Source organism: Sporosarcina sp. FSL K6-3508 (genome assembly GCF_038615825.1).
Lineage (GTDB): Bacteria > Bacillota > Bacilli > Bacillales_A > Planococcaceae > Sporosarcina > Sporosarcina newyorkensis.
In genome coordinates this window covers 15,621-34,973 of record NZ_CP152016.1, presented here as the reverse complement: position 1 = coordinate 34,973, position 19,353 = coordinate 15,621, and the positions used below count along the sequence as shown (strand labels likewise).

The 19,353-nt window shown below is 43.4% G+C and carries 20 protein-coding genes, 1 tRNA gene, 1 other RNA gene and 1 other annotated feature; of the genes, 5 read left to right on the top strand and 17 right to left on the bottom strand.

Annotated elements, in window-relative coordinates:
• Positions 1–55: 55 nt before the first annotated feature.
• The 7 genes from MKX97_RS00160 to ffs all read right to left on the bottom strand — a co-directional run bounded on the left by MKX97_RS00160 (position 56) and on the right by ffs (position 4,244).
• Positions 56–319: a pro-sigmaK processing inhibitor BofA family protein gene (locus MKX97_RS00160; RefSeq protein WP_171805955.1), complete on the bottom strand. Its 264-nt coding sequence runs from the start codon at positions 317–319 to the stop codon at positions 56–58.
• Between the two features lie 58 nt (positions 320–377).
• Entirely contained in the window at positions 378–593 is a 216-nt protein-coding gene (locus MKX97_RS00155) for a YaaL family protein (RefSeq protein ID WP_078818864.1), read from the bottom strand.
• Positions 594–603: 10 nt separating this feature from the next.
• Positions 604–1,200 (bottom strand): recombination mediator RecR, encoded by a 597-nt coding sequence (gene recR / locus MKX97_RS00150; RefSeq protein WP_078818863.1) that lies wholly within the window; start codon positions 1,198–1,200, stop codon positions 604–606.
• A gap of 14 nt (positions 1,201–1,214) precedes the next feature.
• Positions 1,215–1,535 carry a YbaB/EbfC family nucleoid-associated protein gene (locus MKX97_RS00145; protein ID WP_009499393.1) on the bottom strand — a complete coding sequence of 107 codons (321 nt, stop codon included), beginning with the start codon at positions 1,533–1,535 and terminating at the stop codon, positions 1,215–1,217.
• Between the two features lie 21 nt (positions 1,536–1,556).
• Complete coding sequence (gene dnaX, locus MKX97_RS00140; RefSeq protein WP_342536634.1) at positions 1,557–3,314, bottom strand: DNA polymerase III subunit gamma/tau; 1,758 nt, start codon at positions 3,312–3,314, stop codon at positions 1,557–1,559.
• 81 nt (positions 3,315–3,395) lie between these two features.
• Positions 3,396–3,896 (bottom strand): S-ribosylhomocysteine lyase, encoded by a 501-nt coding sequence (locus MKX97_RS00135; protein ID WP_342536633.1) that lies wholly within the window; start codon positions 3,894–3,896, stop codon positions 3,396–3,398.
• 82 nt (positions 3,897–3,978) lie between these two features.
• An RNA gene (gene ffs, locus MKX97_RS00130) (signal recognition particle sRNA large type) lies at positions 3,979–4,244 on the bottom strand.
• Between the two features lie 94 nt (positions 4,245–4,338).
• Between ffs and MKX97_RS00125 the strand changes: the two genes are divergently transcribed.
• Together MKX97_RS00125 and MKX97_RS00120 are read left to right on the top strand one after the other, a co-directional pair.
• Positions 4,339–4,554 carry a hypothetical protein gene (locus tag MKX97_RS00125; protein WP_009499390.1) on the top strand — a complete coding sequence of 72 codons (216 nt, stop codon included), beginning with the start codon at positions 4,339–4,341 and terminating at the stop codon, positions 4,552–4,554.
• A gap of 41 nt (positions 4,555–4,595) precedes the next feature.
• A tRNA-Ser gene (locus MKX97_RS00120) sits at positions 4,596–4,688 on the top strand.
• Between the two features lie 88 nt (positions 4,689–4,776).
• Here MKX97_RS00120 and thrB read toward each other — a convergent pair.
• From thrB to MKX97_RS00105, 3 genes are read right to left on the bottom strand one after another with little or no spacing between them, the layout of a single operon-like run.
• Complete coding sequence (gene thrB / locus MKX97_RS00115; RefSeq protein WP_342536632.1) at positions 4,777–5,673, bottom strand: homoserine kinase; 897 nt, start codon at positions 5,671–5,673, stop codon at positions 4,777–4,779.
• Complete coding sequence (thrC, locus tag MKX97_RS00110; protein WP_342536631.1) at positions 5,673–6,731, bottom strand: threonine synthase; 1,059 nt, start codon at positions 6,729–6,731, stop codon at positions 5,673–5,675. Before thrC ends, thrB begins: the two co-directional genes overlap by 1 nt.
• A gap of 6 nt (positions 6,732–6,737) precedes the next feature.
• Complete coding sequence (locus tag MKX97_RS00105; protein ID WP_340757717.1) at positions 6,738–8,030, bottom strand: homoserine dehydrogenase; 1,293 nt, start codon at positions 8,028–8,030, stop codon at positions 6,738–6,740.
• 156 nt (positions 8,031–8,186) lie between these two features.
• On the opposite strand from MKX97_RS00105, the gene MKX97_RS00100 reads away from it, so the two are divergent.
• Entirely contained in the window at positions 8,187–9,551 is a 1,365-nt protein-coding gene (locus tag MKX97_RS00100; protein ID WP_342536630.1) for an aspartate kinase, read from the top strand.
• A gap of 25 nt (positions 9,552–9,576) precedes the next feature.
• On the opposite strand, the gene MKX97_RS00095 is transcribed toward MKX97_RS00100, so the two are convergent.
• A complete protein-coding gene (locus tag MKX97_RS00095) occupies positions 9,577–10,236 on the bottom strand; it encodes a deoxynucleoside kinase (RefSeq protein ID WP_078818857.1) in 660 nt (219 codons plus the stop codon).
• The gene (locus tag MKX97_RS00090; protein ID WP_342536629.1) at positions 10,223–10,900 is read right to left on the bottom strand and encodes a deoxynucleoside kinase; all 678 of its coding nucleotides are present in this window, start codon (positions 10,898–10,900) and stop codon (positions 10,223–10,225) included. The genes MKX97_RS00095 and MKX97_RS00090 overlap by 14 nt, the downstream gene beginning before the upstream one ends.
• Positions 10,901–11,156: 256 nt before the next feature.
• Between MKX97_RS00090 and tadA the strand changes: the two genes are divergently transcribed.
• Positions 11,157–11,663 (top strand): tRNA adenosine(34) deaminase TadA, encoded by a 507-nt coding sequence (gene tadA, locus MKX97_RS00085; protein ID WP_009499383.1) that lies wholly within the window; start codon positions 11,157–11,159, stop codon positions 11,661–11,663.
• Between the two features lie 13 nt (positions 11,664–11,676).
• On the opposite strand, the gene serS is transcribed toward tadA, so the two are convergent.
• Positions 11,677–12,960, bottom strand: a complete 1,284-nt coding sequence (gene serS / locus MKX97_RS00080) for a serine--tRNA ligase (protein WP_221834944.1) — start codon at positions 12,958–12,960, stop codon at positions 11,677–11,679.
• 66 nt (positions 12,961–13,026) lie between these two features.
• Positions 13,027–13,237, bottom strand: a binding site (T-box leader).
• 122 nt (positions 13,238–13,359) lie between these two features.
• Positions 13,360–14,205: a pyridoxal 5'-phosphate synthase lyase subunit PdxS gene (pdxS, locus tag MKX97_RS00075; protein WP_342536628.1), complete on the bottom strand. Its 846-nt coding sequence runs from the start codon at positions 14,203–14,205 to the stop codon at positions 13,360–13,362.
• A gap of 100 nt (positions 14,206–14,305) precedes the next feature.
• Between pdxS and MKX97_RS00070 the strand changes: the two genes are divergently transcribed.
• Entirely contained in the window at positions 14,306–15,730 is a 1,425-nt protein-coding gene (locus tag MKX97_RS00070) for a PLP-dependent aminotransferase family protein (protein WP_342536627.1), read from the top strand.
• A 15-nt stretch (positions 15,731–15,745) separates the two neighbouring features.
• Here the strand turns inward: MKX97_RS00070 and MKX97_RS00065 are convergent, their stop codons facing one another.
• The 3 genes from MKX97_RS00065 to MKX97_RS00055 form a co-directional block, all read right to left on the bottom strand.
• A complete protein-coding gene (locus MKX97_RS00065; protein ID WP_139366050.1) occupies positions 15,746–17,059 on the bottom strand; it encodes a serine hydrolase in 1,314 nt (437 codons plus the stop codon).
• A 209-nt stretch (positions 17,060–17,268) separates the two neighbouring features.
• Positions 17,269–18,735 (bottom strand): IMP dehydrogenase, encoded by a 1,467-nt coding sequence (gene guaB, locus MKX97_RS00060; RefSeq protein ID WP_078818851.1) that lies wholly within the window; start codon positions 18,733–18,735, stop codon positions 17,269–17,271.
• A 105-nt stretch (positions 18,736–18,840) separates the two neighbouring features.
• Positions 18,841–19,323, bottom strand: coding sequence for a glutathione peroxidase (locus MKX97_RS00055; protein ID WP_281422235.1), 483 nt, complete (start codon positions 19,321–19,323; stop codon positions 18,841–18,843).
• Positions 19,324–19,353 lie beyond the last annotated feature (30 nt).

Sequence of the window (19,353 nt, the reverse complement as noted above, 5' to 3'; positions counted from 1 at the left end):
CGCTTATAAATATACCACCGTACATTTTATATTGCAAGCTTTTTCGCTATTCTTTTTAAAAAAGAATAGCGAAACCGCATAACGCCGCGAATCCTGGTACTCCTAAGACTGCCAAGATGATGCCTGAAGCAATGTTTACCGGCACGTAGATCCCAATAAACCCACCTGCAATGTTCATTAAGAAGAGTACAAAGAACGCAAAAGCCAAGCGAAACCAGAAGACAGACAAGCGCTCCATGTTTTTTTCTAAGGTTGTTTTACTCATACTTAATAAAATTAGTGAAACAATACCTAAGGCAACTATTACTAAAACTCTCACAGAAAACGCCCTTTCTTTCATAGATACTTATCTATATGCGTTTCTGCTAGCTTTTAGTTCAACCGTTCCCTAAATTCCGTATCTTTGCTTCACGAAACAGATAGAAGTATCTACACTCAGCCATTTTACGTTGTGTCAGGACATCCTCGTCATAATCGTTAATATAACTCTCAACTTCTCGTGCTCGTTCCCAATCTTCTTTTGCTTCCAACATTAAATCACGAAGCCGGTCATCATATTCTTTTTTTAATTTATTCTTTTTTCCAAACAACATCTCACACTCCTCACAATTCTCGGCGGCCTTCCAATGCTCTCGAAAGTGTGACTTCGTCCGCGTACTCCAAGTCGCCGCCGACTGGTAGACCATGAGCGATACGAGTAGTTGTAATGCCGGATGGTTTAACAAGACGGGATATATACATCGCTGTTGCTTCTCCTTCTATAGTAGGGTTCGTTGCAAGAATCAATTCTTGTACTTCCTCATCTTGCAATCTAGTCAATAAGGAGGGAACATTGATATCTTCCGGTCCAATACCATCCATAGGAGAGATTGCCCCCTGTAAGACATGATATAACCCGCGGTAGTCGCGCATCTTTTCCATAGCAATCACATCTTTCGGATCTTGCACCACACAGATCGTCGAACGATCGCGCGATTGGTCCTGACAGATATGACATGGATCAATATCTGTTATATGACCGCATACCGAACAGAATTGCAAGTTACGCTTTGCATCGACGAGCGCTTTTGCAAAGTCGAGTACCGTATCTTCTTTCATACTTAATACAAAAAACGCCAGACGACCCGCAGTTTTGGGGCCGATGCCTGGCAATTTCATAAAACTATCCATTAGTTTAGATATAGGTTCCGGATAATGCATAACTACACAGCCTCCTAGAACATCCCGGGCAAGTTCATTCCTTTAGTAAATTGCCCCATTGTGGAGTTCGTTAATTCTTCCGCTTTTGTTATCGCTTCATTTGTTGCAATAACAATTAAATCTTGTAGGATTTCCACATCTTCTGGATCTACTGCTTCTGGATCGATGATGACTTCCAAGACTTCTTTATGTCCGGATACGATAACCTTCACCATTCCACCGCCAGCTGTACCTTCCATTCGCTCTTCACCTAAGTTTTCCTGAGCCTCTGCCATCTTCTTTTGCATCTTCTGCATTTGCTTCATCATACCTTGCATATTTCCCATTCCACGCATTGTCAATTCCTCCTCAAGAATTTAATCTTCTTCTATAGTAATAAAATCTTTTCCAAAAAGTTTCTCCGCCTCTGTTACGAGGGGATCCGCTTGTTCAAGAGTCGCTTCCTCCATAAATGCTGAAGCGGATTGCTCCACTTCCGATTGTTGAGAGGACTCCCGATTTTTCTGAACGGTCAGGCCATTCTTTTGAATGAAGTCTTGTCGTACTTTCAGCCAGCTATCTTCCGCGACATAAATCACTTCATACGCTTTTCCTGTTAGACGCAACAATGCTTCAGACAGTCCTGCTTGCAGCGTTCCATTCTCTGACGCCATCAAGCAATGAATTTCATACTTGAATTTTAACACAAAAGCCGACTCAGATGCCGCTACCGGTTCAGTCTCTTCCAATAAAGCCGCATGAGATCTCTGTAAACTTTGCATCATCCCGGCCCACTGCTCTCGTATTGTCTGTATATCCGACTTTGTTGCGGATTTCAACACTTCAACGATCTTACCTGTTGGTACTTTGGCAGATCTTGACGCAGTTGAAGCAGCCCGACGAGTTGGAGCTTGAGATTCTGCGGTAGCTTGTTGCACAGGACTCGCTGCCAATTGTTGTTGAAGCTGACGAACAGTCTGTTCCAACACAGCCAGTTTTTGAGCCGTTTCAGGATCTGCTGCAGAAGATGAAGCCACACGTTGATCACCTGAATGGATCATTTTCAAGAGCGCCGACTCGATATAAACCTTCCCATGATTGGAGAACCGCATCTCCTGTTGAGTTTTCGACAATATATCAATGTACCGGTACAGGTCATCGGAATGAAACCCTTGCGCCAACTCTTTGAACTTTTCACCATCCGAAATCAGTTCCAGCAAATCTGTCAGCTCAGGTGCTGTGCCAAGCAATAGTATGTCGCGGAAAAATGTGATCATATCCTCCGCCAATCTGCCAACATCCTTACCTTCTGCTATTAATTGGTGCAACAAAGTAAGTGCAGAACCCGCATCTTTTGCTTGGATTGCTTGAGCAAGCTGATAAAAAATCTCTTCTCCAATCGCTCCTGTCACTAACAACGCATCTTCTGTGGTCAGCTCATCTCCGCTGAACGACACTGCCTGGTCTAGCATACTGAGAGCATCTCGCATACCGCCAGTGGCTGCTTGTGCAATTGCCCGCATTGCCCCGTCCTCCGCTTTCACACCGATATCGTCCAGCACTTTCCTCATGCGCTGCATGATTTCCCCAGCTGTAATCGGTTTAAATTCAAATCGTTGGCATCTAGAAATGATCGTAAGCGGCAATTTATGAGGCTCGGTTGTTGCTAGAATAAATACCACGTGGGCAGGAGGCTCTTCCAATGTTTTCAACAATGCGTTAAATGCCGAGTTCGAGAGCATATGCACTTCATCAATGATATACACTTTAAAACGTGCATTCGACGGAGCAACATGAACACGTTCAATAATATCGCGGATCTCTTCGACACGTGAATTGGAGGCTGCGTCAAATTCGGTGACATCGGTATTCGATCCTTCTGTGATACTTTTACACGTTTCACATTCATTGCACGGCTCCGTTGCCGGTCCGTTCTCACAGTTCAAGGCTTTCGCGAAAATTTTTGCCGCACTTGTCTTCCCTGTTCCGCGCGGACCTGAAAACAAATACGCGTGCGTCGTTTTCTGATGGAGAAGGGTATTTTGCAGTGTCTGCTTGATAGCCTGCTGACCGGACATTTCGCCGAATGTCTGCGGTCTATAGGCTCGATATAATGCTTGATAAATCAACTGCATTTCCCCCTTTTCTCCATTTTGCATAATACTTCTATTATAGCATGAATACTGCTTTTATGGCTTTACGATCTCTTGAAAGTCTTACGCAAAAATCTCAGTCCACTTATCTTTCTTCGACAGCATATTACGTGCAAGCTCCTTGGCTCCTTCTAAACTGTGGCTTGTTGCCCAACCGCACTGTACTTCATTACAAGCAGGCACTTCGGTAGCCACTAACACGTCATTCAATGTTTTTTCTACTATAGAAAGGATCTCTTCATAGTCTTCATGGTTGATGACTGCTAAATAATAACCGGTTTGGCAACCCATCGGACTGATATCCACAATTTGGTCTGAATGATTCCTGCTAAACTCTGCCATCATATGTTCCAATGAATGAATGGAAGGCATATCCATATGCTCTTTATTTGGTTGACAAAAACGCAAATCGTACTTATAAATTTTGTCCCCGTTCTGTCCTTCAGAAGTTCCTGCTAATCGAATATAAGGTGCTTTTACTTTCGTGTGATCCAAATTAAAACTTTCTACGTTCATTTGTTTCTCCGCCATCGCAAATCGCTCCCTTTCGTTAGATGAATTCATTCTCCTTCAAAGTATACACCATTTTCAGGACATAAAAAACTCGCCCATTCTAAGAACGGACGAGTGAATTGTTCAATTAAAGCCGTGCACCTTCCTTCGACTGCCGCACATAAGCGTTACTCTTGTCGTTGGCTCGGCCTAGGCTACCCCGCGGCACATGAGAGAGTCCACTTAATGCTGCTTCCTTCCGGACCTGACATGGTTCATGGGTTCCCATTGCGCAGGACCCAGACGTCAACACTACGTGCAAGAGGCAGACCCTACATGCGGACAGCCTCGAGAAGGAGTTCAGTCTTGCTAGAGCGGATTGCAAGTTACAGGGCACCGCTAATTCCCCACCTAGCACGGCATTTCTAATTATACAGCTTCCACACTAAAAATCAAACATTTATTGTACCAACGTGTTGAATACGATAGAATATATAGAAAGGCGGTGTTTCAAATGAAAGAGTTTGAACTAAGTTTTCGAAACCCTGAAGTGCGTATGTACACAGTGGTTGTACTGCCGGCTGTCCTAATCGGTTTACTTATCATGATCTACTCAAATTCAAATTTGAACTTTACTTATGCGGTTGCTGTTCAAGCGGCTGGCCTACTAAGTTTCTATATATGGCGCATATTTTATCGAAGAAAAGAAAAGTTAAAGAATAACCGTTGACATTACTTTTAGAACATGATAAAGTATTACTTGTCCAACACGGAGGAATACCCAAGCCCGGCTGAAGGGATCGGTCTTGAAAACCGACAGGGGTGTTAAAGCCCGCGGGGGTTCGAATCCCTCTTCCTCCGCCATATTTTTGACATTACACGTTACATGATGTAACGTTTTTTTATTGCATAAAAATAAAGAAGCATCCGAGCATATAGCCCGGATGCTTCTTTATTTTGAAATATACGCACCTTGCTCTGCTGGTTGCAACGCAATCGCCTGATAATGCGGAAAACGTTGATCAAGCAAAGCTGCTACTTGTTGCTCGGTCTCAGGCGGGACAGCAATGAAAAGTGAGGGACCTGCCCCACTGATCGTCATGCCGTACGCACCGATTTCTTTACACGCTAATCGAATTTCATCAAATTCAGGAAATCCGATCTTACGGTATGGTTCGTGAAAAATATCTCGTTCCATCATACGGCCCGCTGTTACCCAGTCAGCTTGCGCAATTGCTGCTGTCATCAAACTGCCCGCTGCACTTCCTTGAATCGCTGTCTTATGCGTCACTTGCTCAGGCAATAGTCCGCGAGAAGCTTCTGTTTTCAATGCGACCGGCGGAACCATTATCACGACGCCAATCGGGGGTGCAGGGAATGTCAGGACTTCCATCTGTTCTTCTGTAAAATAGGATACAGTAATCCCACCGAGCAATGCAGCCGTTATGTTATCTGCATGCCCCTCCAACTCACTGCCGATTCGGAGTTTATCTTGAGGTGATAAATGCAGCTCTGCCAGTTCGCTCGCAATTTCAATTCCTGCAGCAATTGCTGTTGCACTGCTCCCTAAACCTTTTCCTAAAGGAATATCAGAGTAACCAACCAACTTGTGGGGCGCCACAACTTGACCATATCGTGAAGCTACCTGTTGAATGGTCTGTACAATTAAATTTGTTTCGTCTGTTGGCAGCGAGGCATATTCCTTATCTTGATACTGAATATGCCACTGTGCGGCAGAAGATACTTCTATTGTCATTTTAAGTGAAAGGGCAAGACCTAAATGATCGAAGCCGGGTCCGAGATTCGCCGTCGTGGCTGGCACGGTCACTGAAAAACCGGCTTCCGTCATTAGTCGTTCCCCTCTTTCAATTCTTTAAGAAAGTTATCAAATTGTTCATTCGTCATTAATGGCTTATCGGAGTTAACGTTAATCGCTGTCTCAGGGTCCTTCAAGCCATTTCCTGTCAGGATTCCGACAATGGTTGTACCTTTATCAATTAATCCGGCATCTAAACGTTTTTTGATCCCTGCAATCGTTGCACAAGATGCAGGCTCCGCGAAGATTCCATCTGACGCAGCAAGTAATTGATAGGCTTCTAGAATTTCTTCGTCTGTTGCGGAGAGAATATCGCCGCCAGATTCTTCTAATGCTTGAGTCGCTAGGTGCCAACTTGCAGGATTCCCAATGCGAATGGCCGTTGCAACAGTTTCTGGCTCTTCGAATACACGATCATAAACAATTGGCGCTGCCCCATCCGCTTGTACGCCTAGTAACTTCGGTGTACCTGTACCTTTTTTCTCCGCGTACTCTTTGAAGCCTTTCCACGCAGCAGAGATATTTCCGGCATTTCCAACAGGCAATGCGAAGATATCCGGCACTTTGCCGAGCTGCTCGATCGCTTCGAATGCTACGGTCTTTTGACCTTCCAAACGATAAGGGTTAACGGAATTCACCAATGCAATCTTTCCTTCACCGACTTCACGGACCATACGAAGTGCTTCGTCGAAGTTACCTTCGATTGCTACAATTTCTGCTCCATACATTTTTGCCTGTGCCAATTTACCAAGCGCGATGCGACCTTCCGGGATTACGACAATTGTCCGCATTCCGGCACGTGCACCGTACGCCGCTGCAGCAGCGGATGTGTTACCCGTTGATGCGCAGATCAATGCAGTTTTCCCTTCCTCTTTCGCTTTGGCAACCGCCATGACCATACCGCGGTCTTTAAATGAACCTGTAGGATTTGTACCTTCCGTTTTTACATAGAGATTGATTCCCCACTGCTTCGACAAGTTCTCCAAGTGAATCAGCGGTGTATTCCCCTCCTGCAAAGTCAATGCAGGTGTGTTCTCCGTAACAGGCAGCCATTCCTTATATTCTTCGATCAATCCATTCCATCGTCTCATAATAAATTATTCTCCTTCCACCCGGTAATGACTCGAAATGTCAATGACCGTTGGTGTATCTTTTAAGTCCTGTAAAATATCCAAATGTTGTTGACGAGATATTTTATGGGTAATGAAAATTAAGTCCGCACCTTCTTCATGCAGCTCTGAGTCTTGAACGACCGTAGCTAAACTTGCTTTATGATGGCTGTATATAGAAGTCAGTTCCGTCAAAACGCCTACTTCATCGCGTACCGTAATTCGATGGAAATAGCGAGCATACTTCTGATCGTCACTCTTCACTTTTCGCTCATATTGCGGAGCATGTAATCTCTTACCATTCACGCCTAGCAATAAATTACGGCAAGCGGCTACCACATCACCTGTTACTGAAGTCGCGGTTGGCATGGAGCCCGCTCCAGGTCCATAGAACATTGTTTCACCGACTGCATCACCGTAGACATATACCGCATTGAATTCATTATTGACCGTTGCCAACGGGTGAGAGTTCGGGAAGAAAACCGGTTCCACCGCTACCTCGATGCCATCCTCGTCTTTACGTGCAGAGCCAGCCATTTTGATTGTATAACCAAACTGTTCTGCCAGCTGCAAATCACCATCTTTGATTTCTTTCATACCACGGACGAACACATCATCAAGACGGACTTCCGTAGAGAATGATAATGAAGCCAAGATTACCATTTTTCGAGCAGCATCGATACCATCAACATCTGCAGATGGATCTGCTTCTGCAAATCCTAATTCCGTTGCTTCTGCAAGTGCATCCTCATAAGTTTTATTTTCATGCTTCATTTTTGTAAGAATAAAGTTCGTTGTTCCATTGACGATACCTGTCAATGCGGTAATCCGGTCGGACGCTAATCCATCTTCCAGCGTGCGAATCAATGGAATTCCTCCACCTACACTCGCTTCATATAATAGATCACATTTATTTTCATCTGCCAGTTTCAATAATTCAGGACCTGACTCTGCCATGACATCTTTGTTTGCAGTCACAACACCTTTGCCTGCTTCCAATGAACGTCGTATTGCCTCTTGAGCGGCTGACGTTCCTCCCATTACTTCTACCACTAAATCAATTTCCGGATCATTGAGAACTTCATCCAAAGAAGTTGTAAACATTTCTTTCGATATAACACCGTTACGCTTTTTCTCTAAATCCTTAACGACTACTTTCTTAATCGATACAGGGACACCTAACTTGTGGCGTAAATCTTCCTGATGGTTATGTAAGATGGTTGCCACGCCGCTTCCTACAACTCCGTAGCCAAGCAAACCAATATTAATTTCATTTTTCATTTGACGATTCTCCCATCTACAATGTACACTATGAAAAAACAATCGTTCTTCGCATAAGGACAATTATAGAGAATTCCGCCTTCAATAACAACCCGTTATCATGAATTTTCTAAAATAATAGATAGATAATCTCAAATAGATAGGATCTGGTATATAATGAAAGTTTGTAAATTTGGCGGAACTTCCGTCGCATCTGCGGAACAAATCCGTAAAGTGGTCGACATTGTCGTGTCTGATCCCTCTAGAAAAATCGTCGTAGTTTCTGCTCCGGGTAAACGCTTTTCTGAAGATATTAAAGTGACAGACCTGCTGATTGACCTGGCAGACACTTCACTAGCCGGAAAAGATCCAACTGATGCATTACATAATGTCGTGGAACGCTATCAACAAATCGCTGAAGGTCTTGATCTCGATAGCGGGATTGCTCAAATCATCGAACAAGATTTAATTCGACGGTTAAAGAAAGATCAATCAGATGAAATCTTGTATATAGATAGTCTAAAAGCTGCCGGTGAAGACAACAATGCGAAATTAATTGCTGCGTATTTCCAACATATTGGTATTGACGCAGAGTATGTTAATCCGCGTGAAGGTGGTCTGCTCGTTAACCACCGCCCAGAACGCGTTCGCGCTTTACCTGAAGGTAATGAAAAACTATGCACTTTACGCGATAAAAAGGGCATTGTCGTATTCCCAGGCTTTTTTGGCTATACAGAAGATGGAACATTGCGTACATTCAATCGGGGAGGCTCCGACATTACGGGTGCACTCTTAGCAGCCGCTACAAACGCAGAACTTTATGAAAATTTCACCGACGTGGATTGCGTTTTTTCAGCGAATCCAACAGTCATCGAGAACCCACAGGCAATTGATACGATGACCTATCGAGAGATGCGTGAACTTGCCTACGCAGGCTTTACAGTTTTCCATGAGGAAGCACTGGTTCCAGCATTTCGCCACAAGATTCCTGTATGCATCAAAAACACGAACAATCCTAGCGCGCCGGGTACCATGATCGTACGAAACCGAGACCATGCACTCCAATCCGTCGTCGGCATTGCGGCTGATAATGGCTTCTCAACGCTATTCGTAGATAAATACTTGATGAACTTAGAAATCGGTTTCGGACGCCACTTGCTGCAAATTCTCGAGGAAGAAGAAATTCCTTATGAGCATACACCGTCAGGAATCGACAACCTCTCCGTTATTATTCGCAGCGAACACTTAACGGATGAAAAAGAAGCGCGTATTATAAATCGCATCGAAACAGAGTTGCACCCCGACGATGTGCATTTCCAACATGACTATTCCATGGTCGTACTTGTAGGAGAAGGCATGCGTCATACTCGAGGTCTGGCAGCACGTGCGGCATCCGCTATTGCACGGACAGGCGCCAATATCGAAATGATCAACCAAGGATCCTCTGAAGTCAGTTTGGTTTTCGGTATTCAAGAAAAGGATGAAAATCTCGTCCTACGTGAATTATATCAAGAATTCTTCACAGAAGTCCCAGCACATTAAAAGGCCAGAGAGGCGACATCCCCAATTACTTATCGGGAGTCGGCTCTTTTTTTATCACATTCGCTATTTTATCAATAATTTGATCCACATCTTGTTCATTCCTCAATACATCATAGTCCTCAATATTCAATCGTACGACAGGGCATGCCGTGAACGAATCAATCCATTTCTCATATCGACGATGTGTTTCTTCCCAATAACCGCGAGACGTCTGCAACTCCATCTCTCTTCCCCGCCGTTCGATTCGTTCAAGTATCGATTCCAATGAACCTTCCAAGTAAATTAAGGCGTCTGGATGCGGAAAGTAAGGAGTCATGACCATCGCTTCGAACAAATTCATGTAAGTGGTATAATCCACACTATCCATCGTACCTTCATCAGCATGCATTTTCGCAAAAATTCCAACATCCTCGTAAATAGAGCGATCTTGTACAAAGCCACCGCCATTTTCAAAAATCCGCTTCTGCTCTTTAAAACGTTCTGCCAAAAAGAAGATCTGCAAGTGAAAACTCCACCGTTCAAAATCACTATAAAAACGGTCTAAATAAGGGTTTTCTGCTACATTTTCAAAGGATGCTTGAAAGCCAAGACGCGATGCAAGAGCTTTAGTCATCGTAGACTTACCTACACCTACCATTCCTGCCACTGCAAAAACGCTATTCTTTGGAATTTCATGTAGTTTCATTCAAATTCAAACCTTTCTGTACAGCTGCATCCACTCTAGCCAAAATATTCTTCAAGTCTTGCGTGTTACGCACAAAATCCATCTGATCACCGTCTATATGGAGAACAGAGATGTCAGGATGTGTTTTTTCAAACTCAGGTATGTAGGAACTGTAATCGTCCGAAAGCAGTTGTAAATAGTCAGAATCCATATCGGACTCATAATAACGTCCGCGCTCATGAATTCTCTGTTGTAATGTCGACAAGCTAGCCGACAATGAAATGATGATATTTGGCATTGGTAAATCCTGTGTCAAAATACGGTAAATTTCTTTATATTTAGCTAGGTCACTGGCTTCCAGTGTACGCTGCGCAAACAGCATATTCTTAAAAATATGATAATCCGCTACAACAGGAATACCCGCGGATATATAGTCTTTATTGATTTGTTTCAATTGCTCATAACGATTGCACAAAAAGAACATCTCTGTTTGGAAACTCCACTTTTCTTTATCCTGATAAAATTGATCCAAAAATGGATTTTCACTGCTGATTTCTTGAAGCTGTTGATAGCTAAAAGTCTTCGCAATCGCTGCAGTCAATGTAGTCTTCCCTACACCGATCGGACCTTCGACAGCAATGAATGGAACAAACACGTGGCCTTCACCCTTCCAATTTAGATACATGTTTTATTTTAACACATCAGAAGGCCAGGTATGGTACTTATCTGAATTCAGTGGAAAATCCCCATTTCTTAAAGTAGTAATTAACTAAAAGTAGTTTTCTGTTGAGTAACAACTCAAACTTTTATAATTCTTTATGGACGGATTCCCTATTGAGGCAATCAAATTCATCCATCGTCCCCTAAATGTTTCACGTGGAACATTTGAAATATTGATTTTGACCTTTCACATGATAGACTATTTGTAAGGAGTGGACGAAATGCACAAAGATGATCAGTACTATATGATGTTAGCTATAGATGAGGCAAAGAAAGCTGAGACTTTAGGAGAGGTCCCGATTGGAGCAGTTATCGTCCATGACGGCAAAGTCATTGCATCTGCCCATAATTTACGTGAAACAACTCAGAATGCTGTGACCCATGCTGAGCTTTCAGCAATTCAACTTGCTTGTGAAACATTAGGGAGCTGGAGACTGGAAGATGCTGTTTTATATGTCACCTTAGAGCCTTGTCCGATGTGTGCAGGCGCCATTCTGCAATCACGTATTCCTCGTGTAGTGTATGGTGCGCGTGATCCAAAAGGTGGTTGCGTTCATACATTCTATCAATTGCTTAATGACCCTCGCTTCAATCATGAATGTGAAGTGAAGGAAGGTGTATTGGCAGAAGAATGCGGTCAGCTATTGACCAATTTTTTTCGTGCCATTCGCCGGAAAAGAAAAGAAGAAAAAAAAGAAGCCCGTTACCAAGACGGAGTCCTGGAGTGAGCTTCTTTTCTTATTATTTTGGTGCCTCGATTTTTTCTCTTCCACCCATATACGGACGAAGTACTTCAGGAATGACGACTGAACCGTCTTCTTGCTGATAGTTCTCCAAAATTGCAGCTACTGTCCTACCAACTGCCAATCCACTGCCATTTAATGTATGAACGTATTCTGGCTTCGCGCCTGCTTCCCGACGGAAACGAATAGAAGCTCTGCGTGCCTGGAAATCTTCAAAGTTTGAACAAGATGAGATTTCACGGTACACATTTTGCGTCGGAATCCATACCTCTAAGTCATACTTTTTCGCTGCCGTGAATCCTAAATCCGCTGTACACATCTTCAATACGCGATAAGGCAAGTTTAATAATTGCAATACACGCTCTGCGTGCCCTGTCAATTTTTCCAACTCATCGTAAGAGTCTTCTGGCTTTACGAAACGAACAAGTTCCACTTTATTGAATTGATGTTGACGGATTAATCCGCGTGTATCACGACCAGCAGAGCCCGCTTCTGAACGGAAATTCGTGCTATATGCAGCAAACGCTTGTGGTAATTTAGCCCCGTCTAAAATTTCTTCTCGGTAAAAATTCGTTACCGGCACTTCAGATGTCGGAATCAAGAAATAATCTTCTTCTTCAACCAAAAACGCATCCTCTTCAAATTTAGGTAGTTGACCTGTTCCCGTTAAGCTTGCACGGTTTACCAAATACGGCGGCAACATTTCTTCATATCCATGCTCTTCCTGATGAAGATCCATCATGAAATTGATCAACGCACGCTCCAGACGTGCACCGAGTCCACGGTAAAATACAAAACGGCTGCCCGTTACTTTTGCTGCTCGTTCAAAATCCAGTAACTGCAGGTCTGTTCCAAGCTCCCAATGCGGTTTGGGTTCAAAGCTAAAGTTCGGTTGATCTCCCCATGTACGGACTTCAACATTATCATCCTCACTGTCCCCGACCGGTACGCTTTCATGCGGGATATTCGGAATACGCATTAGCACATAGTTTAATTCTTCTTCTACTTTTGCAAGCTCTTGATCGTAAGCTTTAATTTCTTCGCCAACTTCCCGCATTCTTACGATGACTTCATCGGCATTTTCTTTATTACGTTTCATTTGCGCAACTTGTTGTGAGACTTCATTTCGCTCTGCTTTTAAAATTTCAACCTTCGATAAGATTTCGCGACGCTTCTCGTCTAACCCGCCAAACTTATCAAAATCGGTTAAATCTTCTCCTCGTTTACTCAACTTTTCCTTTACCTCTTCAAAATTTGCACGCAATACTTTACTGTCTAGCATACAACTCGCCTCCCTTTAGATAATCCACATAGAAAAAAACAATAAAAAAAGCCCTCCATCCCCTATAAAAGGGACGAGAACTACCCGCGTTGCCACCCAAATTGACTGGTTACCCAGTCCACTTGTTTGAGATATCGGCTCAACTGACCGGCAAGAACCTACTGACTTCAGTTCTGCTACTCCAGGACGGATTCACAACGGTTTTTACCAGCTCACACCACCCGCTGGCTCTCTTTGAAAAAACCTAGTTGCTACTGCTTCCTATCATCGTGAAATATGTGAAATTAGATATACCATACTACAAATAATCTTCAATGACAAGGTTCATGATAATAGATGTCGATCAAACCATTGGAAACATGTCATGGACGGTCATCCCACCCATAACATGTTCTTACGTTATAAACTGCGTGCTGCCATTAATTCACTATCCGCCAGCGTCGACATTTCCAAACCTTTCATTGGGGTTCCAATACCTTTTGATAAATTTGCAATCAGCCCGTAATTTTGAAAGTCTGCCGTTGCCTGTACAATCGCACGCGCAAATGCTTCCGGATTATCCGACTTAAAAATGCCGGAGCCAACGAATACGCCATCCGCACCTAGCTCCATCATCAATGCTGCATCCGCAGGAGTCGCCACACCGCCTGCTGAATAATTGATGACTGGTAAACGTCCTGCTTCTTTAATCGCTAATAAAATTTCATATGGCGCCCCTAAGTCGCGCGCTTCCGTCATCAATTCATCCTTGCTCATATGCACTACTTTATTTACTTGTGCATTGATCATACGTAAGTGACGAACCGCTTCCACGATATTTCCTGTGCCCGGCTCCCCTTTTGTTCGGAGCATCTTCGCTCCTTCACCCAAGCGACGAGCCGCCTCCCCTAAGTTACGTGCACCGCAGACAAATGGCACATTAAAATCACTCTTGAGAAGATGAAACTCATCGTCGGCAGGTGTCAATACTTCACTTTCATCAATAAAGTCGACGCCAAGTGATTCGAGTACACGTGCTTCGGAAATATGACCGATTCGTGCTTTTGCCATAACCGGAATAGAAACAGCTTGTTGCACTTCTTCAACAATGCGAGGATCCGCCATCCGTGCGACACCACCTGCTGCCCGAATATCCGACGGTACCCGCTCCAACGCCATGACCGCTATTGCACCTGCTGCTTCCGCCACTCGTGCTTGCTCTGCATTAATTACATCCATGATAACTCCACCATATTTAAAGTTCATATCTCTTCCCCCTTTTCGATATTTTCAGTATAATCGAATTTGACCACATTGAAATAGCCAGATAGACAATAAGTGAAGTGGTCAGAAGGAAGTTTTTAGCATGGATATGATTTTCATTGAGCTTCAGAAAACATCAGACATTCCGTTATATCAGCAAATATACAATCAAATTCGACAAGATATCATTGATGGAAAATTTCCTGTAGGGATGAAGCTGCCTTCTAAACGTCAGTTGGAGGACTTTCTGAACGTCAGCCAAACAACTATCGAATTGGCCTATGACCAGCTAGCTGCAGAAGGTTTCATTGCTGCAGAACCAAGAAAAGGGTACTTCGTTCAAAAGATTGAAGAACTGGCCTATGTGCAGCCAATGAAATTAGAAATCCCCGCTGCCGTGCAAAAAATAAAGGAAGAGCCAATTCTCTACGATTTTTCTGCAGGGGCGATTGATACAGATCACTTCCCCTTCTCAGATTGGAGGAAGTATGCACGCGATATAATAGATTCATCTCATTCCCATCTATTACTGTTGGGCGACCCACACGGCGATCTAGAATTACGCCGGGAAATCGCACGTTATTTATATCACTCACGTGGAGTAGACTGTACGCCTGGACAAATTATCGTTGGCTCCGGAACAGAACAATTACTGCCATTGATTATTCGGATACTGGGCGAGGAGGCTCGCTATGCTATTGAAGATCCCGGTTACTTGATGACAAGGCATGTGTTTTCAGAAAGCCATAGGCAAACAATCCCGATTGCAGTGGATCAAGAGGGAATGGACGTAAAAGCCCTTCAACGATCGAATGCAACAATTGCCTACGTTACCCCTTCTCATCAGTTTCCAACGGGTACAGTGCTCACTGCAGCACGCAGAACGGCTCTCTTGAACTGGGCAGCTTCCAATCCTGACTTTTTTATTATTGAGGACGATTATGACAGTGAATTCCGTTATCGCGGCCGTCCCATCCCTTCATTGCAGGGAATGGATAAGGGCGAAAACGTTATTTACCTGAGCACCTTCACAAAATCGCTTATGCCTTCGATGCGTATTGCTTACATGGTGCTTCCTCCGCTGCTACTGGAAATGTATCGGCAAGCATTCATTCCCTATTCATCTTCGGTTCCAAGGATCGATCAGCATGTTCTTGCGCGCTTCATGGCCGACGGAAAATTCTCCCGCCATCTCAATCGGATGCGCAAAATTTATCGTCGAAAGATGCAAGTTCTGACTGAAGTATTGAAACTTTACGAGCCTTTTATTTCGTTCTCAGGCGATGAAGCTGGCATGCATATTTTGCTGCATGTACATATAGAGAGTACTGAAGAGGAATTGCTGGAGAAAGCATTATCCGTGGGAATCAAAGTTCGCGGCCTAGATACCTACCGAACTGTCCCTAGCTTGTCCACCCCCTCCTTCCTCATCGGTTTTGGTGGATTGTCGGAAGAGGAGATCACGACAGGAATTGACACTCTATTGCAAGTCTGGAACATAAAAAAAGCAACGACACCTAGTTTATAGGTCCGTTGCTTTACATCAATCAAATAATCCTTTTACAAAACCAGTTGAACTCTTCCAAGCGCTGGCAAAGAAATCTCCGATTGCTCCCATCGTTAGAGAGAACCATCCTGCTTTCTTCACTTCTTCCGTTGTCACAACTTCAGTGCCCGCTGTTTCCCCATCGATAAAGCCAAGGTCCGAACCATCTTTTTTTACTAACTTCACATGGCCGATCACTGTACCTTTTTTCAATGGTGCTTGAACTTTTCCATCTTTCACAAGCTTTTTGTCGAGCACAAGCTCAGGTTCATACTCTTTTTTCTCACTGTTGCGAATCAACATGCTAACAGGTTCTTTTGTGGCAATTCCAACTTTCTTCTCTTTCCCTTTGATGACACCTAATGTTTTTTGTTTCTTGAACTGATGTCCTGCAGGTAAAAGCTCTGTTTCAGTAAATTGACTGAAGCCATAGTCAAACAATGCACGAGTAGCATCAAAACGTGCTTGATACGAACCAACACCCTTTGTATCTACAGCATTCATTACAACTGCAATAACCCGTTTATCAGCACGAGTGGCAGTACCTGTAAAACAATGTCCCGCAAACTCAGTAGTTCCCGTCTTCAAGCCATCGACTCCCGGGTACTCATACACTAAACCGGGAAGCATGAAGTTCCAGTTATCCATATTGATGGCATCTTCTGTACCTTCGCGAAATACCTTCTTACTGATTTTTGTAGTTTCCAGTACCTCGGGATAGTCTTGCAATAGGTGATAGGCCAATTTGGCAACAGAACGTGCAGGCATCACGTTTTCGTCCTTCTCGCCTGTCCCACTTGGATGCATTCCCTGTAAGTCATTGTTATTCAAACCTGTCGAATTGACAAATTTATAGTCTGTTAATCCAAGCTCTTCAGCTTTGGCATTCATTAATTTTATGAACTCTGCCTCTGTTCCTGCAATTGTCTCTGCGATCGCAATTGTAGCAGCATTGGCTGAATAAATTGCTACAGCTTCATAAAGTTCACGGATGGTATACGTGCCATCACGGCGAAGTGGCACATTGCTCAAACGGCGATCTTGCGACACAGCATATGTATATCCGTTCACCCGATACTCTTGATCCCAAGAAATCGTTCCTTCTTCCAATGCTTCAAACATCAGGTATTCCGTCATCATTTTCGTCATACTTGCAATACCTAATGCTTTATCAGCATTTTCTTCGTATAAAACTTTTCCACTGTCCGCATCAATCAAAATTGCTCCGTCTACATGAATCCCCAAGGAAGATTCTGCATTTGCCGCAGGCGTATGGATTCCGATTGTCATTAACAACATCATCGGTACCATCAAAACTGACAGCCATCTTCTTGTTACCTTTTTCACTCACTATACCCCCGTATTGACAATATCAAAAATCAGTGTACCATATTATCGCCGTATCATGTATCCTTATCCCAAAAAAACACCTTTTCGCTCATAGAAAGTGACGAAAAAAGGTGTAAAACATTAGAACGGCGGAAGGTATATTTACCTCCCTGCCGATTCTCTAATAATAGTTAACGCACAGAGTAGTTAGGAGCTTCTTTCGTAATCTGAACCTGATGCGGGTGACTCTCTTGTAAGCCGGCGCCTGTCATACGTATAAACTGTGCCTTTTCCCGATGAGCTTCCAAATCTTTTGACCCGCAATAGCCCATTCCAGAGCGAATACCGCCAACTAGTTGATGGATCGTATCCGTTAGTGGTCCTTTATAGGGCATACGACCTTCAATACCCTCAGGTACAAGTTTCTTCTCATCTTCCTGGAAGTAACGATCTTTTGAACCTTGTTCCATTGCCGCTACTGATCCCATGCCACGGTATACCTTGAAACGGCGTCCTTGGAAGATTTCAGATTCACCAGGGCTCTCTGTAGTACCCGCCAACAAGCTTCCTAGCATAACAGCATGTCCACCGGCAGCAAGCGCTTTGACAATATCTCCAGAGTATTTAATTCCACCATCCGCGATAATCGTCTTGCCATATTTTCTAGCAACTGACGCACATTCGTAAATAGCTGTGATTTGGGGAACTCCGACTCCTGCTACTACACGTGTTGTACAAATTGAACCAGGACCGATTCCAACCTTGACCACGTCAGCACCAGCTTCGTAAAGAGCCTCTGTTGCTTCCGCAGTCGCCACGTTCCCTGCGACAATCGCAAGATGCGGATAGTTCGCGCGAATCTCTCTAACAGTGTCAATAACACCCTTAGAATGACCGTGAGCCGTGTCAATAACAATAAGGTCGACTTCTGCTTGTACTAACTTCTCCACGCGTGTAGACGTATCTACAGTCACTCCTACAGCTGCACCGACCAACAGACGGCCAGCTTGGTCTTTTGCAGCACTCGGGAACTCAATTACTTTTTCGATATCTTTAATGGTGATCAAACCATTTAGGATCCCTTTTTCATCTACAATAGGAAGTTTTTCAATCTTATATTGCTGTAGTGTCTTCTCTGCTTCTTCTAACGTAGTGCCTACAGGAGCAGTTACTAAGTTTTCTTTCGTCATAACTTCATCAATAAGCATTGAATAATCCTGAATAAATCTAAGGTCGCGGTTCGTCAAAATACCAACCAATTTTTTCTCTTCCATATTATTGACGATCGGAACACCTGAGATTCGGTATTTCCCCATTAAGTGTTCTGCATCAAACACTTGATGTTCTGGCGTTAAGAAGAAAGGATTTTTAATAACTCCATTTTCCGAACGTTTTACCGTAACGACTTGTTCTGCCTGCTCTTCAATACTCATGTTTTTATGAATAATGCCAACTCCACCTTGGCGCGCCATAGAGATTGCCATCTTGGATTCAGTAACAGTATCCATTCCAGCACTGATAATAGGAATATTTAACTTGATTGTATCCGTCAAACTCACGGCCAAGGACACGTCTTTCGGTAACACATCAGATGCAGCCGGAACTAGTAATACATCATCAAACGTTAAACCTTCACGAGAAAATTTTGATTCCCACATTAACTTTCTGCCTCCTAAAATAACTATTGTCAGTAAAGATTATTAAAAGGTTATCAGCGCCAATCTAACGTGTCAAGGCACAAATGTGTAAACTAAGTATTCCCATTATTCATTGAATAGTTTTTCCAATGACTTTTTCATTTTGAGAGGGTTCGTTTGAGGAGCAAAACGTTCTACTACCTGTCCATTCTGATCAATCAAAAACTTTGTAAAGTTCCATTTGATTCCCTCTGTCAGTATGCCCTTCTTTTGTTCAATTAAGTAACAAAATAAAGGATCCGCTCCGTGACCTTTTACATTTACCTTTGCAAACATCGGAAACGTTACTCCATAATTCACCTGACAGAATTCAACAGTCTCCTCAATATCATCGAATTCTTGATTATTGAAGTTATCGGATGGAAAACCAAGTATCACAAGCCCTCTGTCTTTATATTCTTCATATAAATCCTGAAGTTCTTTAAACTGTTTTGTAAAGCCACACTTACTGGCAGTATTGACAATAATCATTGGTTTGCCTTTATACGCCTGTAAAGATTTCTTCCCTCCACTAGCAGTCTTCACAATAAAATCATAAACTGTCATCATGATAAGATCACCTCGTTTCTTTTCATACAC

Excerpts from the sequence above, each read along its gene's own strand:
- MKX97_RS00155 (WP_078818864.1), bottom strand. The coding sequence starts at position 593 with ATGTTGTTTGGAAAAAAGAATAAATTAAAAAAAGAATATGATGACCGG.
- recR (WP_078818863.1), bottom strand. The coding sequence starts at position 1,200 with ATGCATTATCCGGAACCTATATCTAAACTAATGGATAGTTTTATGAAA.
- MKX97_RS00145 (WP_009499393.1), bottom strand. The coding sequence starts at position 1,535 with ATGCGTGGAATGGGAAATATGCAAGGTATGATGAAGCAAATGCAGAAG.
- dnaX (WP_342536634.1), bottom strand. The coding sequence starts at position 3,314 with ATGCAGTTGATTTATCAAGCATTATATCGAGCCTATAGACCGCAGACA.
- MKX97_RS00135 (WP_342536633.1), bottom strand. The coding sequence starts at position 3,896 with ATGAATTCATCTAACGAAAGGGAGCGATTTGCGATGGCGGAGAAACAA.
- MKX97_RS00125 (WP_009499390.1), top strand. The coding sequence starts at position 4,339 with ATGAAAGAGTTTGAACTAAGTTTTCGAAACCCTGAAGTGCGTATGTAC.
- thrB (WP_342536632.1), bottom strand. The coding sequence starts at position 5,673 with ATGACGGAAGCCGGTTTTTCAGTGACCGTGCCAGCCACGACGGCGAAT.
- thrC (WP_342536631.1), bottom strand. The coding sequence starts at position 6,731 with ATGAGACGATGGAATGGATTGATCGAAGAATATAAGGAATGGCTGCCT.
- MKX97_RS00105 (WP_340757717.1), bottom strand. The coding sequence starts at position 8,030 with ATGAAAAATGAAATTAATATTGGTTTGCTTGGCTACGGAGTTGTAGGA.
- MKX97_RS00100 (WP_342536630.1), top strand. The coding sequence starts at position 8,187 with ATGAAAGTTTGTAAATTTGGCGGAACTTCCGTCGCATCTGCGGAACAA.
- MKX97_RS00095 (WP_078818857.1), bottom strand. The coding sequence starts at position 10,236 with ATGAAACTACATGAAATTCCAAAGAATAGCGTTTTTGCAGTGGCAGGA.
- MKX97_RS00090 (WP_342536629.1), bottom strand. The coding sequence starts at position 10,900 with ATGTATCTAAATTGGAAGGGTGAAGGCCACGTGTTTGTTCCATTCATT.
- tadA (WP_009499383.1), top strand. The coding sequence starts at position 11,157 with ATGCACAAAGATGATCAGTACTATATGATGTTAGCTATAGATGAGGCA.
- serS (WP_221834944.1), bottom strand. The coding sequence starts at position 12,960 with ATGCTAGACAGTAAAGTATTGCGTGCAAATTTTGAAGAGGTAAAGGAA.
- pdxS (WP_342536628.1), bottom strand. The coding sequence starts at position 14,205 with ATGAACTTTAAATATGGTGGAGTTATCATGGATGTAATTAATGCAGAG.
- MKX97_RS00070 (WP_342536627.1), top strand. The coding sequence starts at position 14,306 with ATGGATATGATTTTCATTGAGCTTCAGAAAACATCAGACATTCCGTTA.
- MKX97_RS00065 (WP_139366050.1), bottom strand. The coding sequence starts at position 17,059 with ATGGTACCGATGATGTTGTTAATGACAATCGGAATCCATACGCCTGCG.
- guaB (WP_078818851.1), bottom strand. The coding sequence starts at position 18,735 with ATGTGGGAATCAAAATTTTCTCGTGAAGGTTTAACGTTTGATGATGTA.
- MKX97_RS00055 (WP_281422235.1), bottom strand. The coding sequence starts at position 19,323 with ATGATGACAGTTTATGATTTTATTGTGAAGACTGCTAGTGGAGGGAAG.